This window comes from Rhizobium sp. Rhizsp42 (genome assembly GCF_047304155.1).
Classification (GTDB): Bacteria; Pseudomonadota; Alphaproteobacteria; order Rhizobiales; family Rhizobiaceae; genus Rhizobium.
Genome location: NZ_JBGLYS010000018.1, coordinates 36,287 through 53,353, shown reverse-complemented (window position 1 = coordinate 53,353; position 17,067 = coordinate 36,287). Strand labels below are relative to the sequence as shown.

Annotated in this window: 15 protein-coding genes; 9 read left to right on the top strand and 6 right to left on the bottom strand. The window is 59.2% G+C overall.

The features are described 5' to 3' along the window. The first annotated feature begins 71 nt into the window (after positions 1 to 71). From mnmE to ACCD05_RS17940, 5 genes are all read left to right on the top strand, one after another. Positions 72 to 1,385: a tRNA uridine-5-carboxymethylaminomethyl(34) synthesis GTPase MnmE gene (gene mnmE / locus ACCD05_RS17960; protein ID WP_413394352.1), complete on the top strand. Its 1,314-nt coding sequence runs from the start codon at positions 72 to 74 to the stop codon at positions 1,383 to 1,385. A gap of 105 nt (positions 1,386 to 1,490) precedes the next feature. Beyond that, positions 1,491 to 3,353, top strand: coding sequence for a tRNA uridine-5-carboxymethylaminomethyl(34) synthesis enzyme MnmG (mnmG, locus tag ACCD05_RS17955; RefSeq protein WP_413394350.1), 1,863 nt, complete (start codon positions 1,491 to 1,493; stop codon positions 3,351 to 3,353). A 31-nt stretch (positions 3,354 to 3,384) separates the two neighbouring features. Continuing rightward, the gene (gene rsmG / locus ACCD05_RS17950; protein ID WP_413394348.1) at positions 3,385 to 4,002 is read left to right on the top strand and encodes a 16S rRNA (guanine(527)-N(7))-methyltransferase RsmG; all 618 of its coding nucleotides are present in this window, start codon (positions 3,385 to 3,387) and stop codon (positions 4,000 to 4,002) included. 19 nt (positions 4,003 to 4,021) lie between these two features. After that, positions 4,022 to 4,816, top strand: a complete 795-nt coding sequence (locus tag ACCD05_RS17945) for a ParA family protein (protein WP_413394346.1) — start codon at positions 4,022 to 4,024, stop codon at positions 4,814 to 4,816. 31 nt (positions 4,817 to 4,847) lie between these two features. Then, positions 4,848 to 5,732, top strand: a complete 885-nt coding sequence (locus tag ACCD05_RS17940; RefSeq protein WP_018901110.1) for a ParB/RepB/Spo0J family partition protein — start codon at positions 4,848 to 4,850, stop codon at positions 5,730 to 5,732. A 7-nt stretch (positions 5,733 to 5,739) separates the two neighbouring features. Here the strand turns inward: ACCD05_RS17940 and holA are convergent, their stop codons facing one another. From holA to leuS, 3 genes are read right to left on the bottom strand one after another with little or no spacing between them, the layout of a single operon-like run. Continuing rightward, positions 5,740 to 6,774 carry a DNA polymerase III subunit delta gene (gene holA, locus ACCD05_RS17935; RefSeq protein ID WP_413394344.1) on the bottom strand — a complete coding sequence of 345 codons (1,035 nt, stop codon included), beginning with the start codon at positions 6,772 to 6,774 and terminating at the stop codon, positions 5,740 to 5,742. Between the two features lie 11 nt (positions 6,775 to 6,785). After that, complete coding sequence (lptE, locus tag ACCD05_RS17930; protein WP_047509109.1) at positions 6,786 to 7,307, bottom strand: LPS assembly lipoprotein LptE; 522 nt, start codon at positions 7,305 to 7,307, stop codon at positions 6,786 to 6,788. Further along, on the bottom strand, positions 7,297 to 9,927 hold the full coding sequence (leuS, locus tag ACCD05_RS17925) for a leucine--tRNA ligase (protein ID WP_413394342.1): 2,631 nt from the start codon (positions 9,925 to 9,927) through the stop codon (positions 7,297 to 7,299). The genes lptE and leuS overlap by 11 nt, the downstream gene beginning before the upstream one ends. Before the next feature lie 198 nt (positions 9,928 to 10,125). Between leuS and ACCD05_RS17920 the strand changes: the two genes are divergently transcribed. Further along, positions 10,126 to 10,785: a YggS family pyridoxal phosphate-dependent enzyme gene (locus tag ACCD05_RS17920; protein ID WP_413394340.1), complete on the top strand. Its 660-nt coding sequence runs from the start codon at positions 10,126 to 10,128 to the stop codon at positions 10,783 to 10,785. A 131-nt stretch (positions 10,786 to 10,916) separates the two neighbouring features. On the opposite strand, the gene ACCD05_RS17915 is transcribed toward ACCD05_RS17920, so the two are convergent. Beyond that, positions 10,917 to 11,618 (bottom strand): DUF1013 domain-containing protein, encoded by a 702-nt coding sequence (locus ACCD05_RS17915; protein WP_026283466.1) that lies wholly within the window; start codon positions 11,616 to 11,618, stop codon positions 10,917 to 10,919. A gap of 222 nt (positions 11,619 to 11,840) precedes the next feature. On the opposite strand from ACCD05_RS17915, the gene acs reads away from it, so the two are divergent. Next, positions 11,841 to 13,796, top strand: coding sequence for an acetate--CoA ligase (acs, locus tag ACCD05_RS17910; RefSeq protein WP_111562724.1), 1,956 nt, complete (start codon positions 11,841 to 11,843; stop codon positions 13,794 to 13,796). A gap of 48 nt (positions 13,797 to 13,844) precedes the next feature. Here acs and ACCD05_RS17905 read toward each other — a convergent pair whose 3' ends face one another. Both ACCD05_RS17905 and ACCD05_RS17900 read right to left on the bottom strand, forming a co-directional pair. Next, entirely contained in the window at positions 13,845 to 14,294 is a 450-nt protein-coding gene (locus tag ACCD05_RS17905; RefSeq protein ID WP_413394337.1) for a thermonuclease family protein, read from the bottom strand. Between the two features lie 48 nt (positions 14,295 to 14,342). After that, positions 14,343 to 14,567 carry a DUF1674 domain-containing protein gene (locus ACCD05_RS17900; RefSeq protein ID WP_111562722.1) on the bottom strand — a complete coding sequence of 75 codons (225 nt, stop codon included), beginning with the start codon at positions 14,565 to 14,567 and terminating at the stop codon, positions 14,343 to 14,345. A 118-nt stretch (positions 14,568 to 14,685) separates the two neighbouring features. Between ACCD05_RS17900 and htpX the strand changes: the two genes are divergently transcribed. Beyond that, on the top strand, positions 14,686 to 15,648 hold the full coding sequence (gene htpX / locus ACCD05_RS17895; RefSeq protein ID WP_026283465.1) for a zinc metalloprotease HtpX: 963 nt from the start codon (positions 14,686 to 14,688) through the stop codon (positions 15,646 to 15,648). Continuing rightward, positions 15,645 to 17,033: an RsmB/NOP family class I SAM-dependent RNA methyltransferase gene (locus ACCD05_RS17890; protein ID WP_413394334.1), complete on the top strand. Its 1,389-nt coding sequence runs from the start codon at positions 15,645 to 15,647 to the stop codon at positions 17,031 to 17,033. Before htpX ends, ACCD05_RS17890 begins: the two co-directional genes overlap by 4 nt. Positions 17,034 to 17,067: the final 34 nt, after the last annotated feature.

Here is a 17,067-nt window from a genome sequence, read left to right as displayed (position 1 = left end):
ATTGACTGGTCGCTCCTCTTTTCTGAGGTGGGAACAGATCGATTCGGTATCGTACCAATTGGAGTGTGTCCGTGGCGGAATTCACCGAGACAATCTATGCGCTCTCCAGCGGCGCTGTTCCGGCCGGCTTGGCCGTGATCCGCATCAGCGGCCCAAAGGTCGAAGATGTGGTTCGCAGCATGGTTTCAGGCACCGTCCCTGCCCGCACAACATCTTTACGAACGATTCGAACCCGTAACGGTGATGTCCTGGACAATGGCCTTGTGCTGTTCTTTCCAGGGCCAAACTCCTTCACTGGTGAAGATGTCGTTGAATTTCATCTGCACGGTGGCCGCGCTGTCGTAAGCGCTGTTTATCGGGAACTGAGCGCGTTTGACGGGTTGCGGCAGGCCCTGGCCGGCGAGTTCTCACGGCGCGCCTTCGAAAATGGGAAGCTTGACCTGCTCGAGATCGAAGGTCTTGCCGATCTGATCTCCGCAGAAACAGAGATGCAGCGTCGCCTCGCTCTTGAACAGAGTTCCGGCGGACTCTCGGCCGTCTATGAAGCTTGGGCACAGCGATTGACGCGCGGCCGAGCGCTGATCGAGGCTGAACTTGATTTTCCCGACGAGGACGATGTCCCGGGCTCAGTGTCGGACCAGGTCTGGTCGGATATGACCGAGCTTGCCAACGAGATTCGTCAGCATCTTGGGATGGCGAAGACAGGCGAGATTATCAGAGACGGTTTCAAGGTTGTTATTGCCGGTTTGCCCAATGCGGGAAAATCAAGCCTGATGAATGCACTTGTTCGTCGTGATATTGCGATCGTCACCGATATCGCCGGAACGACACGCGATGTGCTTTCCACCGATCTCGATATCGATGGATTTCTCGTCAAGCTCTACGATACCGCGGGATTGCGTGAGACCGAAGAGATCGTTGAACGCGAAGGTATTCGCCGCGCGCGGACAGCAATGGAATCCGCCGATCTCGTCATCTACATCGAGGACATGTCCGTTCATCCAGGGGACAGCTCTGCCCCGTCATCCGCGTTGCGCGTTGGAACGAAGGCGGATTTGCCCGGCGTCTCATCGAATCCATACGATGTGATGATTTCCGTGGAAACCGGCGCCGGCTTGGACCAATTGCGACAGGCCATCGGAGATCGGTTGCGCGAGATGGTACCACCGCACTCGCTGGCTATACCTACTCGCACGCGGCACAACGATTCGTTAGCGGAATGTATTTCGGCTATCGAACGAGCCATCGCTAACGATCATGGCGACCTTGATATTAGAGCCGAAGATCTGCGCATGGCCGGCGCCGCGCTTGGCCGCATCACGGGTCGGGTCGATGTCGAGAATCTGCTCGATGTCATCTTCGGTGAATTCTGCATTGGCAAATGATTCACGTGAAACACTGACGCGGCGCTGAAAAGCGTGGTTTCACGTGAAACGTCTTGACTCGCGGGGCGGCTTGCCGCATCACCGAGCGATCTCAGGAGCATTGTTATGAATACCTCACGGTTCGATGTCATCGTCATTGGTGGCGGGCACGCTGGATGCGAAGCCGCCTCCGCAGCCGCGCGTACTGGCGCCAAGACTGCGCTCGTGACGCATAAGCGCGAGACGATCGGCGTGATGTCCTGCAATCCAGCAATCGGTGGCCTTGGCAAGGGTCATCTGGTTCGCGAGATCGATGCATTGGACGGGCTGATGGGTCGCGTGGCTGATGCCGGCGGTATCCAGTTCCGGATGCTCAATCGAAAGAAGGGGCCGGCAGTACGCGGGCCGCGCACCCAGGCAGATCGAAAGCTCTACCGCCGGGCGATGCATGCAGAGATTTCCTCCATCCCCAATCTGACTATTGTCGAGGGCGATGCTTTTGACTTGTCAATCAAGGATGGGCGTGTATCGGGCGTCATCATGAAAGATAGCCGGATTCTTGATGCTGGTGCGGTGGTCTTGACGACCGGCACTTTCTTGCGCGGCCTTATACATATTGGTGATAAGAAGATCCCGGCCGGCCGTGTCGGCGAAGAGCCATCGATGGGTCTGTCCAAGACACTTTTGGGAATGGGATTGCAGCTCGGTCGACTGAAGACTGGTACCCCTGCCCGGTTGGATGGGAAGACCATCGACTGGGCGGGCGTTGGCCGGCAGGGCGCCGATGATGACGCCGTCCCCTTCTCCTTTATGACCGACCATATTTCCAACCCGCAGATCGATTGCGGCGTTACGCGGACAACGGAAGCGACGCATCGGATCATTGTCGACAATTTGAAGCGGTCGGCCATGTATTCCGGTCAGATTGAAGGTGTTGGTCCACGGTATTGCCCGTCGATCGAGGATAAGCTTGTCAAGTTTGGCGAGCGAGATGGCCACCAGGTGTTTCTTGAGCCTGAGGGTCTCGACGACGACACGGTCTATCCGAACGGCATATCGACATCACTTCCCGCCGAAGTCCAAGATGCCTTCATTCGAACAATACCGGGTCTAGAGCAAGTCGCCATTCTCCAGCCGGGCTATGCGATTGAATACGACCATGTCGATCCGCGAGAGTTGAAGCCTTCGCTTGAGGTAAAGAAGCAACCGGGCTTGTTCCTGGCGGGGCAGATCAACGGCACGACAGGATATGAAGAGGCGGCGGCTCAGGGTTTGGTCGCCGGGCTCAATGCGGCTCGGCTGGCTGGGCAGCAAGACGCGGTGCGCTTCAGCCGTACTGACTCCTACATTGGCGTTATGATCGACGATTTGACGTCCCGCGGCGTCGCCGAACCCTATCGGATGTTTACATCAAGAGCGGAGTACCGTCTGTCGCTCCGTGCAGACAATGCCGATGTTCGCCTGACTCCGCTTGCCATCTCATTGGGGATTGCGTCCGGCGCGCGTGCAGATCGGTTCGAGCAATATGCATCGGCGGTCGAAGCGGGTCGCGCAATTTTGACGTCACTCTCGATCACACCAACAGAGGCACGGCGGTTTGGCCTTAAGCTTAACCTCGATGGTCAGAGGCGAACGGCTTATGAGTTGCTGGCGTTTCCTGACTTCGATCTTGAGACGCTTCGGCCGGTGTGGCCCGAGTTGAGCGCGATCGATTCGAAGGCGGGCGCTGCCCTTGAGATCGAGGCGAACTATGCGGTCTATATGGATCGGCAACAGGCAGATGTGGCGCATATCAAACGGGATGAGGAACGCTTTATCCCTGCTGATTTTGACTTTGATCGCTTGTCCGGCCTATCCAACGAGCTTAAGCAGAAGTTGGCGAAGGCTCGTCCTTATGACGTCGCGCAGGCTTCGCGAATTGATGGGATGACTCCGGCGGCGATTTCGCTCCTGCTCGTGCATTTGCGACGCGGCGAAGTCGCTGCATAGACTGCAACCTACACTATTTGAGAGTCCTTGTATGGAATTGAACGGCCGGCGTGTTTCACGTGAAACACAGGAACGACTTGAGCATTTCGTGGGCCTATTCCAGAAATGGAGCAAGGCTATAAACCTCTCCGCGCCCTCCACTCTTAAGGACGCGTGGGAGAGACATATTGCTGATAGCGCTCAGATCTTCCAGCTTCAGCCGCACGCGGGCAACTGGGCGGATCTCGGTAGCGGCGGCGGCTTTCCTGGTGTTGTGACGGCGATCTTTCTTGCAGAGCTCAATGATGGCTGGGTGCATCTAGTCGAGAGCAATAACAAGAAGGCTGCCTTCTTGCGAGCGGCGCTCAGGGAGACGGGTGCTCGGGGATCCGTGCATCCGGTGCGGATCGAGGACGCGGTTGCCGATCTTCCGGCCTGTGATTTCATTTCCGCTAGAGCGCTTGCGGATCTCGACAAACTGTTGGAATTCGTTGAGCCGTTTGCGATCCGTAACGAAAAAATCCGCGCGTATTTCCACAAAGGCCGGGATTACCGATCCGAGGTAGCAAATGCTCGTGGTCGCTGGGCATTTGATCTGGTAGAACACAAGAGTGCCGTCGAGATGGACTCAGTCGTTCTCGAAATTTCCAATTTACGGCATTTGGTCTAACAAATCGGGCGTTGCGACAATGGTTGCTGGACGGAATCGGATTATCACGATCGCAAATCAGAAGGGTGGCGTCGGCAAGACGACGACGGCTATCAATCTGGCAACAGCGCTGGCCGCTATCGGCGAGCGGGTTCTCATTGTTGATCTCGATCCTCAGGGCAATGCAAGCACAGGCTTGGGTATCGATCGCAAGAACCGTAGCCGGTCCTCATACGATCTTCTGGTCGGCGAGCATGGGATCCTCGATGTTGTGCAGGAAACCGCTGTACCGAACCTCTTCATCGTCCCTTCGACTATGGATCTGCTCGGGATTGAAATGGAGATCGCACAGCAGAGCGATCGCGTCTTCAAGCTGAAGAAGGCGCTTGCCGAGCGCGATGCGTTTCAGTTTTCCTATATCCTTGTCGACTGCCCGCCGTCCTTCAATCTCCTGACGATGAATGCGATGGCGGCTGCGCATTCGGTGCTGGTTCCCCTGCAGTGCGAATTTTTCGCGCTTGAGGGGTTGAGCCAGTTGCTGGAGACCGTCGACCAGGTACGCAGGAGCGTAAACCCGCAGCTCGATATCCAGGGAATCGTGCTGACGATGTTCGATTCGCGAAACAATCTAGCGCAACAGGTCGTGAATGATGTGCGCACCCATCTTGGTGAAAAGGTTTACCATACGTTAATTCCGCGCAACGTGCGGGTGTCTGAGGCGCCTTCTTACGGCAAGCCTGCCATTCTCTACGATCTTAAATGTGCTGGAAGCCAGGCCTATCTGCAGTTGGCTTCCGAAGTCATTCAGCGCGAGCGCCAGCGTCTGGCTGCCTGAACAAGCTCTTGAATAAGTGGTGAGTACCGACATGAACGATGATGTCTCGAAGAGAAGACTGGGGCGCGGCCTCGCAGCACTGATTGGTGAAATGGATCAACCGGCGCCTGTCGATGCAAGCCAGCGCGCCGTTAGTGCCGATCGTCTGGTGCCAATCGAGTTCATCACGCGCAATCCTCGCAATCCTCGCCGTTTCTTCGATGACGGTGAGCTTCATGATCTTGCCAGCTCTATCCGCCAGCATGGTATTGTGCAGCCGGTTGTCGTACGCACACTTTCGACCAGTCAGTATGAAATCATAGCCGGCGAAAGACGTTGGCGCGCAGCGCAGCTGGCAGGCCTGGTCGAGATTCCTGTCATTGTTCGCGATGTCGATGACAAGACCGCGCTCGAGATCGCGATCGTTGAAAACGTTCAGCGATCCGACCTAAATGCATTGGAAGAAGCGCTCGGCTACGAGCAGTTGATCGCGGACTATGGTTACACGCAGAACGATCTCGGTGAGATCATTGGCAAGAGCCGTAGCCATGTCGCCAATTCGCTGCGACTTTTGAAATTGCCGGAGCCTGTTCGTGACTTGCTCGCCGCTGGCAGTCTGTCTGCCGGCCATGCGCGCGCTCTGGTGTCCACGTCGGACCCAACCGTCCTGGCCCGAACGATCGTCTCCAAGGGCATGTCAGTGCGCGATGCGGAACGCCTTGCGCAGAACGACATCAAGGCGCAATCGGAGCCGAAGCCAGCAGTCAATCCGAGGGATCAGAAGGATTCCGATACGATCGCGCTTGAGCGGACGCTCTCCGATACACTCGGATTGGATGTTGTCATCAATCACAAGGCGAATGGCGGGCAGATCCGGATTTCCTATAAGTCATTGGATCAATTGGAAGAAATCTGCCGGCTTCTTGAGCGGCGCTGATCCGACCTTATTTTCGGCCGGACTGAAGTGTGGTCGATAGAAGTGTCTGCATGGCGATCGTGTCCTCCAGAGAGGCGCGACGCCTGGTCTGCAGGATGGCGGCTTGAAGGCGGCTTGTTTCACGAGCCAGGGCTTCGGCCGACCATGTTCTAAGCGCCTGCTCGATGATTGGCTTTCGCTTGAAATGAAGGTGACGCCCAAGCGTCTGCATCAGCTGGGACGCTGGCGTGCGCTTCTCTTCCATCTCGGCCCGCATTGCATCCATCAATTGAAACTGCCGCAGGCATGCCTGTATGACCAGGAAGACGGAGGTCTTTGAAGCCGTGATCTTCTGCATGGCATGCAGGAAGTTCCCGGAGTTTCCAGTCAGGATGGCATCGACGGCGTCATCAACAGATATGGCGCTGGCGTCGCCGATGATTTCCGTGACGTGATGCTCCTCGATGACCTCAAGATTGAGACAGTAAAGCGCGAGCTTTCGCACCTCGTTGCGCGAGGCAATGCGATCGCCCCCGATCAGTTCCAGCAGCGCCTGGCGCGCTCCGGTGGTGATACGAAGGTTCGCGCCAGCGAGCTCTGCATCTATCAGGCTATTGAGCGCGCGCGCATCATCGGCGTAGCATGGGATAGTCGCGATGCTCCGGGCCCCTTCGCTCGTCTTGCGCAGAAGCGAGCCCTTCTTGAGATCGCCAGCCTCGATGATGACGAAGGTCGCTTCGGGAGGCTTTTGCGCAAGCACCTGCAGGGCGTCAACGAGGTACTTCTCGTTTGCCGCGCCGCGGATCCAGATGAGCTTCTGGCCACCGAAGAGGCCGATCGCGCCTGCCTCGTCGAGCAGGCGTCCGTGGTCTTTCTGGAGGTCACCAATATCAAGTTTGATCAGGGAAAATGGGTCGGTTAGATCGACACCAGTCTTGCCGGCAAGCAGGCTGGCGCGCTCGGACACCAGCCCGCGATCCGGGCCATAAATGACGAATAATTGGTAGTGGCGGGCGGATTTCTCCAGAAATCCCTCGAACTCATGCGACTTTATCTCCGCCACTTAGCCGCTCCTCAGCGGCCAAGCGCCGCGGCGATATCGGCAGCCACGAATTCAGCCACCTGGCGTGCTGCGCGGTCCTCAGCATCGCGAATAGCGCGTTGCTTGGCAAACTCCTGAGCGGGGAAATCGACAAGTGCTGTTGCCGACTGATGGCCGGCACGGATCACATGGCCGTCTTTGTTCGACTTCAGCGTATAGTCGACGCTGACGGTGGCGCGGCCCGCGCGTGACTCATCCGAGGATGCGACCAGCAGCGTATCGATGACGTTTGATCGGGCGTTCATCTCGACTTTGTAATCGGCCTTGTCCGGTTCGCCGGCGCCGCGAGAAGCGAGGAAGATCAGACGATTGCGAACTTCCTGCTCGACGCGCGAATTCGCCTCTGAGAAGGCGATGGATGACAACTTGCCAGCAACGCCTGACGTTTCGGAATAGAGCGGCCGGACCTGGCACGAGGCGAGAAGAACCGTGGTTGCCAGTACCGCGGCAATCCCCGCGCGGCTGGCCAGCCTGGAAGCGATATTAAACGACAATGTTCACAATCCTTTGCGGAACCACGATAATTTTCTTCGGCGCCTGGCCGTTGAGCACGCGCTTGACATCCTCCAACGCAAGGGCGGCATCGCTGACCGTAGTTTGATCTGCGTCGCGAGAGATTGTCAATTCGGCGCGCTTCTTGCCGTTGATCTGCACCGGCAGGACGACGTCGTTTTCAACGACAAGAGCGTCGTCGTACTTCGGCCACGCCGTCTGCGAGAGCAGCGTGTCGTGACCGAGAACCGACCAGCACTCTTCGGCCAGATGCGGTGTCATCGGTGCCACGAGCTGGACGAGGATTTCGGCCGCATCGCGCACGGCGGCACGATAGGCGGCATCGGCCTTGCCTGCTGCAACGGTTGTCAGCGGGCCGGCGATGGCGTTCACGAGCTCATAGATGCGCGCGACGGCCTTGTTGAACCACAGCTTGTCGTAGTCGTTCTGAACGGCCTTCAGCGTCTTGTGTGCCAGCTGGGAGATGGCAAGCGCGTCGCCATCCTTAGCCGGAGTCGCAGCGACGTCGCTGAGAGCTTCGGCAGCTTCCGAGATGAGACGCCACAGGCGCTGGGTGAAGCGGTGTGCGCCTTCGACGCCCGCTTCCGACCAGATCACATCGCGCTCGGGCGGCGAATCCGACAGAACAAAGAAGCGTGCCGTGTCGGCGCCGTAGGAAGCAATGATGTCATCAGGATCTACGACGTTCTTCTTCGACTTCGACATCTTCTCGATCGAGCCGATGGCGATCTCTTCGTTGCTGGAGAGGAGGAACGCACGGCGTTTGCCATCCAGTTCCTCGATCTTGATGTCAGCCGGTGCGACCCATTCGCGGGTCATGCCAGAGCCACGGCTATAGGTCTCGTGCACCACCATGCCCTGCGTGAACAGGCCCTTGAAAGGCTCCGTCACATCGACATGGCCGGTTTCGCGCATGGCGCGGGTAAAGAAGCGCGAATAGAGCAGGTGCAGGATCGCATGCTCGATACCGCCGATATACTGATCGACGGGCAGCCAGCGGTTGGCGGCCGCGAAATCCGTCGGCTTGCTCTCCCAAGGCGCCGTGAAGCGGGTGAAGTACCAGCTGGAATCGACGAAGGTGTCCATCGTGTCGGTTTCGCGACGGGCATCCTTGCCGCAATGCGGGCAGGCGACGTGGCGCCAGGTCGGGTGCCTGTCGAGGGGATTGCCCGGCTGATCGAAGGTGACATCCTCCGGCAGCTTGACCGGGAGATCCTTCTTCGGCACCGGCACGACACCGCAATCCTGGCAGTGAATGACCGGGATCGGGCAACCCCAATAGCGCTGGCGAGAAATGCCCCAGTCGCGCAGGCGGAAGTTGACCTTGCGTTCGCCCTGTGGCGCGTTGCCAAGAGACGCGGACGACAGACGGTCGGCCACGATATTGAAGGCTTCGTCGGTCGACTTGCCGTCCAGGAAGCGCGAGTTGATCATCACGCCGTCGCCATCATAGGCGGTATCACCGACAGCAAAGGTCGCGACGTCGCCGTCACGCGGCATGACGACGGGTATGACCGGAAGGCCATATTTGCGGGCGAAATCGAGGTCGCGCTGATCGCCTGCCGGGCAGCCGAAGATGGCGCCCGTGCCGTAGTCCATCAGCACGAAGTTGGCGATGTAGACCGGCAGCTCCCATGAAGGGTCCAGCGGATGGCGGACACGGATGCCCGTTTTGATGCCCCGCTTTTCGGCGGTCTCGAGCGCTGCCAGCGACGTGCCAGCGCGGCGGACGTCTTCGCAGAAGGCATCGATCTCAGCGTTCTTGGCCGCGGCGTCCTTGGCGAGCGGGTGATCGGCGGAAATGGCGAGGAAGGAGGCGCCAAACAACGTGTCCGGGCGCGTGGTGTAGACCGTTACCTCAGTCTCGCCGGCAGGCGCCGTTTCGCCGACGATCTCCCAGCGGATCGTCATGCCTTCGGAACGGCCGATCCAGTTCTTCTGCATCAGGCGGACCTTTTCAGGCCACTGATCGAGACCATCCAGGGCGTCCAGCAGATCCTGGCTGAAGTCGGTGATCTTGAAGAACCACTGGGTCAGCTCGCGCTGTTCGACAAGCGCGCCGGAGCGCCAGCCGCGACCGTCGATGACCTGCTCATTGGCGAGAACGGTATTGTCGACCGGGTCCCAGTTGACCTTCGACTGCTTGCGGTAGACGAGACCCTTTTCGAGGAAGTCCACGAACATGTGCTGCTGATGCTGATAGTATTCGACATCGCAGGTCGCGAATTCACGGCTCCAGTCGAGCGACAGGCCCATGGCCTTCAGCTGCGACTTCATCGATGCGATGTTCTGGTAGGTCCAGGCGGCCGGATGAACGTTGCGCTCCATGGCGGCGTTTTCAGCCGGCATGCCGAACGCGTCCCAACCCATGGGATGCAGCACGTTGAAGCCGCGGGCACGCTTGTAGCGCGCGACGACGTCGCCCATCGCATAGTTGCGGACGTGGCCCATGTGGATGCGGCCGGACGGATACGGGAACATCTCCAGCACGTAGTATTTCTCGCGCGGATCAGCGTTGTCGGTCTCGAAGACCTTCGCTTCGTTCCATTTTTTCTGCCAGCGAGGCTCGGCATCGCGCGGATTATAACGTTCGGTAGCCATGGTATTCGTATTTCCGGAAAATCAAGGGAAGTTGGTGGTGACCTTCACCATGAAACCACCGTAGCGTCAAGTTTTGCCGACGTGGTTTGGGGCCAATCGGCGCCACGCTGCGATAATTTCGGGGCTTCGGACCTTGGCAAGGCAAGATCGGGTGTTTAGTGCATTTTCATTGTTTTCGATGATGGACCGAGGCGCAACATGGAACTTCAAGAGCGACTGGAAGAGGTTCGCGGCCGGATCGCGGCGGCGGCCCGCGAAACGGCAAGAGCGGAAGGCTCGGTGCAGCTCGTGGCCGTGTCCAAGACATTCGACGCGGATCAGATCCGCCCAGCCATCGAGGCTGGCCAGCGCGTGTTTGGTGAAAACCGCGTTCAGGAGAGTCAGGGCAAGTGGCCGGAGCTGAAGAGCAAGACGGCTGGTATCGAGCTGCATCTGATCGGACCGCTGCAGTCGAACAAGGCCGGCGAAGCGGTCGCGCTCTTCGATGTCATCGAGACTGTCGATCGCGAGAAAATCGCGCGTGCGCTGGCCGATGAAATGAAGCGCCAGGGCAAGGCCCCTCGCCTTTATGTGCAGGTCAATACGGGCCTTGAGCCGCAGAAGGCCGGCATTGCGCCTGACGATACCGCGGCGTTCGTGGCGCTCTGCCGCGATGAGCTTGGCCTCTCCATCGAAGGATTGATGTGCATTCCGCCGGCGGATGAAAATCCGGGGCCGCATTTCGCCCTGCTGGCGAAACTGGCGAAGGCCTGCGGCGTCGAGAAGCTCTCGATGGGCATGTCTGGTGATTACGAGACGGCCGTCGCTTTCGGTGCCACCAGCGTCCGGGTTGGGTCCGCCATTTTCGGCACGCGCTAATCATCGTCGCTTGCTCGTAGTCGACGCGAATGTTTCACGGGAAACATTTGCGATCCGCGTTACAGCGCAATTGCCACAGACAATAAAAAACCCCGCCGAAGCGGGGTTCTAATCTCAGTCCGTCCAACCGCTTAGTAGCGATCGTCTTCGTCTTCATCCGGCGTCGAGGACTTCAGCGACTTCAGCTTCGCGAAGACGGCGTCGGCGTCGATTTCCTTCTCTTCCTCACGCTCGTAGCTCGGAGCCAGGCGTTCGGTTTCGTGCGCGGACTGTAGCGTTTCGCCGAGTTCGGCAGCGGTCGGCAGCGGACGACCCTTGGCGGCCTTTTCGACTTCCATGTCGAGGTCGATCTGGCTGCAGAGGCCGAGCGTAACCGGATCCATCGGCGTCAGGTTGGCGGCGTTCCAGTGGGTGCGCTCGCGGATCTGTTCGATGGTCGACTTGGTCGTGCCGACGAGGCGCGAAATCTGGGCGTCCTTCAGTTCCGGGTGATTGCGAACAAGCCACAGGATGGCGTTCGGGCGGTCCTGGCGCTTGGAGACCGGCGTGTAGCGCGGGCCACGACGCTTGGATTCCGGAACGCGAACCTTCGGCTCGGAAAGCTTGAGCTTGTGGGCCGGGTTTTTCTCGGCGCGTTCGATTTCGTCGCGCGACAGCTGACCGGTGGAGATCGGATCCAGGCCCTTGATGCCCTGCGCAGCTTCGCCGTCGGCGATCGCCTTCACTTCCAGAGGGTGCAATTTGCAGAACTGAGCGATCTGGTCGAAAGACAGAGCTGTGTTGTCGACGAGCCAAATAGCGGTCGCCTTCGGCATAAGCAGTTGTTGAGCCATGGATATAGTCCTTCTGTCGTCCGCGCCGGTGTCGCGGTCCGTGGGTTGTCACCACTATGTCCGGGAAATTATGCCGCTATATAACCGGAGTGACGCATAATTGCAATTGATCACGAATGAAATGACCTTTGTCTAATTGCCGGGTCGATCTGACCTGTTATGAATGCACGAAACCGCCTGCGGCTCGCTTCTGCCGCCGGCGTCCGAGTGAGGAGGAAATCGATGTCGGAGAAGATCTACCCGGTGCAAAAACCGGTTCAGAACCATGCGCTGATCGACAAGGCCAAGTACGAGAAATGGTACGAGGAGAGTGTCGAAAACCCCGATAAATTCTGGGGCAAGCATGGCAAGCGGATCGACTGGTTCAAGCCTTATACTAAGGTGAAGAACACCTCTTTCACCGGCAATGTGAAGATCAAGTGGTTCGAAGACGGCCAGACGAACGTCTCCTACAACTGTATCGACAGGCACCTGAAGACCAACGGCAATCAGGTCGCGATCATCTTCGAGGGCGACAACCCCTACATCGACAAGAAGATCACCTATAACGAGCTCTACGAGCACGTGTGCCGCATGGCGAACGTCCTGAAGAAGCATGGCGTCAAGAAGGGCGATCGTGTCACCATCTACATGCCGATGATCCCCGAGGCGGCCTATGCGATGCTGGCCTGCGCTCGTATCGGCGCCGTGCATTCCATCGTGTTCGGCGGCTTTTCGCCGGAAGCCCTGGCGGGGCGGATCGTGGACTGCGAATCAACCTTCGTCATCACCTGCGATGAGGGAGTGCGCGGCGGCAAGCCGGTGCCACTGAAGGAAAACACCGACACGGCGATCCATATCGCAGCCCGCCAGCATGTGATCGTCGAGAAGGTGCTGGTGGTTCGCCGCACCGGTGGCAAGACGGGTTGGGCTCCCGGTCGCGACCTCTGGTATCATCAGGAAATGGCGACGGTGAAGCCGGAGTGCCCGCCCGCCAAGATGAAGGCTGAGGATCCGCTTTTCATTCTCTATACGTCGGGCTCGACCGGCAAGCCGAAGGGTGTGCTGCATACAACGGGCGGCTATCTCGTCTACGCGGCGATGACGCACGAATACGTGTTCGACTATCACCCCGGCGATATCTACTGGTGCACGGCCGACGTCGGCTGGGTCACCGGCCACTCCTATATCGTCTACGGCCCGCTTGCGAACTGCGCGACCACGCTGATGTTCGAGGGCGTTCCAAACTTTCCGGATCAGGGCCGCTTCTGGGAGGTGATCGACAAGCACAAGGTCAATATCTTTTACACCGCGCCGACCGCCATCCGCTCGCTGATGGGCGCCGGCGATCATTTCGTGACGCGTTCGTCGCGGTCCAGCCTGCGTCTGCTCGGCACGGTGGGCGAGCCCATCAATCCCGAAGCCTGGGAATGGTACTATAATGTCGTCGGCGACAAGCGTTGCCCTGTCATCGACACCTGGTGGCAGACGGAGACGGGTGGCCACATGATCACGCCGCTGCCAGGCGCGACCGACCTGAAGCCGGGATCGGCAACCAAGCCGTTCTTCGGCGTGAAGCCGCAGCTGGTGGATAATGAAGGCAACGTGCTCGAGGGCGCGGCTGATGGTAATCTCTGCATCACCGATAGCTGGCCGGGGCAGATGCGCACGGTCTACGGCGATCACGAGCGCTTCATCCAGACCTATTTTTCGACCTACAAGGGCAAATACTTCACCGGCGACGGCTGCCGTCGAGACGAGGACGGTTATTACTGGATTACCGGTCGCGTCGACGACGTGCTCAATGTGTCGGGCCATCGTCTCGGCACGGCCGAGGTCGAATCGGCGCTGGTGTCGCACAGCCTCGTGTCGGAGGCTGCGGTCGTCGGCTATCCGCATGCGATCAAGGGTCAGGGCATCTATTGCTATGTCACATTGATGGCCGGCAACGAAGGTTCGGACGAGCTGCGCCAGCAGCTGATCAAGCATGTCCGGAACGAAATCGGCCCGATCGCAGCACCCGACAAGATCCAGTTCTCGCCCGGGCTGCCGAAAACCCGATCGGGCAAGATCATGAGACGCATCCTGCGCAAGATCGCCGAGGACGATTTCGGTTCACTGGGCGATACGTCGACGCTTGCCGATCCAGCTGTTGTCGATGATCTGATCGCCAACAGGCAGAACAAGGCGACTGCTTAGTATTGGCTGTCTGCTAATGAGAGGCCGCTTCGGGAAACCGGAGCGGCCTTAATCGTGATCGGAGCACGGCGTCTTCGGCTTCCGGCCACCGTCATAGGCAACTGCGATCCCCTCGCCCAGCATATACTGAGCCGGATTCCGTCCATCGGATAGCGTGACGTCGGCCAGGATTCGGCCGAAATACTTGTCGCCGGAAATTCGGGTCAGCTGCACTTGCGGTGAGTTGTCGGTGAGCTCTTCCAACACTTGGCGGGCATCGATCCCCGCGCGCCTGACCGCAGCGCATTTTGAGTGCATCTCGGGCGTATCGATGCCACGAATGCGGACATAGACTTCCACGGTCTGCTGCGGCCACGGACGGGCTGCGACCAGCAAGGTGTCTCCATCGATCACACGCAGAATTTCAGCCGAGACGGGTCCGGCGATCTCGTCGCGCGCGAAGCCCGGCATCGAAAGTGCCGCGATGGTCGCTAATGATATAAAGGCGCGCGTGAACATATCAGGAATAAATTCCGATATTCATGCGAAGTCAATAGGAATATTTACTTAGAAGTCGATGGCGCGACCGTTGATTTCCCAATCGCCGAAGCGGGCCGGATCGGCACCCCCTCGCCCACCGATCTCGGTCGGCATATCGGTCGGCTGTTCGTTGCGGCGACGCTCCTCAGCTTCGGCAAGCGCACGCTTGGCGGCGGGCGAGAGCATCTTGCGCGGACGCTCGGTGCCTTCTTCGGCCAGAGCCTCGATGTTGTCGTTGTCCGCTTCCTGCATCACGCACGCCCGCTTGAAAATATTGAAAATGGCCGATGAATAACCAGATTATAGGACGCCGACGCGGCGATTGAAACCCTTTGAGCGCAAACGACGCTCGCCTGAAATGGAGATGATGATGAACCTTGTCCGTACTGCCATGTTGCTTGCCTTCATGACGGCACTGTTCATGGTCGTCGGGTTCATGATCGGCGGCCGCAGCGGCATGATGATCGCGTTCCTGGTTGCGGCCGGCATGAACTTCTTCTCCTACTGGAATTCCGACCGCATGGTGCTTTCGGCCTACCGTGCCCAGGAGATCGATGAGCGCAACGCGCCGGAGTTCTTCAACATCATCCGCGATCTCTCGCACAATGCGGGCCTGCCGATGCCGAAGGTCTATCTCTATGACAGCCCGCAGCCGAACGCTTTCGCGACGGGCCGCAATCCGGAGAATGCCGCGGTGGCGGCATCGACCGGTCTATTGAGCGCACTGTCGCCGGAAGAGGTTGCAGGCGTCATGGCGCATGAGCTCGCGCACGTCCAAAACCGCGACACGCTGACGATGACGATAACGGCAACGCTTGCCGGCGCCATCTCGATGCTCGGCAATTTCGCGTTCTTCTTCGGCGGCAACCGCGAGAACAATAACAATCCGCTCGGTTTCGTCGGTGTTCTGCTGGCGATGATCGTCGCACCGATGGCCGCCATGCTGGTGCAGATGGCGATCAGCCGTACGCGCGAGTATTCCGCCGACCGGCGCGGCGCCGAGATCTGCGGCAACCCGCTGTGGCTGGCCTCGGCGTTGGGCAAGATCGCCCGTGGCGCCTCGAACATTCCGAACTACGACGCGGAGCGCAATCCGGCGACGGCGCACATGTTCATCATCAATCCGTTGACGGGTGCTGGCATGGACAACCTGTTTTCCACCCACCCGAATACCGAAAACCGTATCGCGGCGCTGCAGGAAATGGCACGAGGCGGCATGAATAACTCGACGCCGTCGGCTCGTGCTGCTAATCCCGTGCGCAAATCGCGCTCAGTTCCGGATGCCGGCCTTGGCCGCGGTGGCTCGCAACCGCCAAAGGGTCCCTGGTCTTGAGTTCAGACGGTAAGAAAAAGCCATTTCGCAAACAGAAATCGTCGGCGCCGGCGGAATCTTCAGCTCCCGCCAAGCCAGGCCTGCAGGCGCGTGCCGCAGCCTCGAAGATTTTGGCTGCCGTCATCGACCGCAAGCTCTCGCTTGATGGCGCGCTCGACCATGAACATGGCAATACGGCTTACAAGGCGTTGGCCGACGACGACCGTGGTCTCGTTCGGGCAATTTTGAACACCACGTTGCGTCACCTGCCCCGCATCGAGGCGGCCGTGTCATCGTTGCTGGAGTCGCCCTTGCCGGAGGGTGCGCGCTCGCTGCAGCACGTGCTCTCGATCGCGGCCGCGCAGATCCTCTATCTCGACGTTCCCGATCATGCCGCGGTCGACATTGCCGTCGAGCAGGCCAATCTTGATCCGAGAAACCGGCGCTTCGCCAAGCTGGTCAATGCTGTGCTGCGTCGCCTTGGGCGCGAGAAGGAAGAAATCCTTCGCCAGATCGACGACATTCCCTCGATGCCCGGTTGGTTTCTTGAACGGCTGGAGAAGGCCTATGGCCGTGAGGCGGCGCGGGCGATCTCGGATTCCCAGCTGCAGCCCGCTGCCATCGACCTGACTGTAAAATCCGATGCCCATGCCTGGGCCGAAAAGCTGAACGGTATCGTGCTGCCGACCGGCGGGGTCCGGCTTGCCGCATTCGACGGCTCCATCCCGTCTCTCGAAGGTTTCGACGAGGGGCTGTGGTGGGTGCAGGACGCGGCGGCGAGCATTCCGGCGCAGCTGTTCGGCGATCTGTCCGGCAAGCGTGTTGCCGATCTCTGCGCCGCTCCTGGCGGCAAGACCGCGCAGCTGATCTTGGCGGGCGGCAAGGTGACCGCCGTCGAGCAGTCCGAAAACCGCATCAAGCGCCTGCGCTCTAACCTCGATCGTCTCCAGTTGTCGGCGGAAACGATGGCGCAGGATCTGACCAAGTTTACGCCCGACGAGCTTTTCGACGCTATCCTGCTTGACGCGCCCTGCTCTTCTACCGGCACGACGCGGCGCCATCCCGACGTGCTTTGGACCAAGGGGCCGGAAGATATCGCGAAGCTCGCCGCGCTGCAGGAGCGTCTGCTTCGCCATGCGCTGCGGCTGCTGAAGCCTGAAGGCATGATCGTATTCTCCAACTGCTCGCTTGATCCGAGCGAGGGTGAAGAGGTCGTGGCGCGGGTGCTCAAGGATACTGCAGGGCTTGAGCGCGTGGCGATTGATCCGAGTCGCTGGCCGGGGCTTGAGGAAGCGATCAGTCCGCTTGGCGAGTTCCGCACGACACCCGACATGCTGAAGCTACCATCAGGTTTCGCGCCGGGTCTTGACGGTTTTTATGCGGCCGTGTTGCGCCGTGTTGCCTGATCGAAGAGCAACTGGCATAGTTAAGCATTGTTGC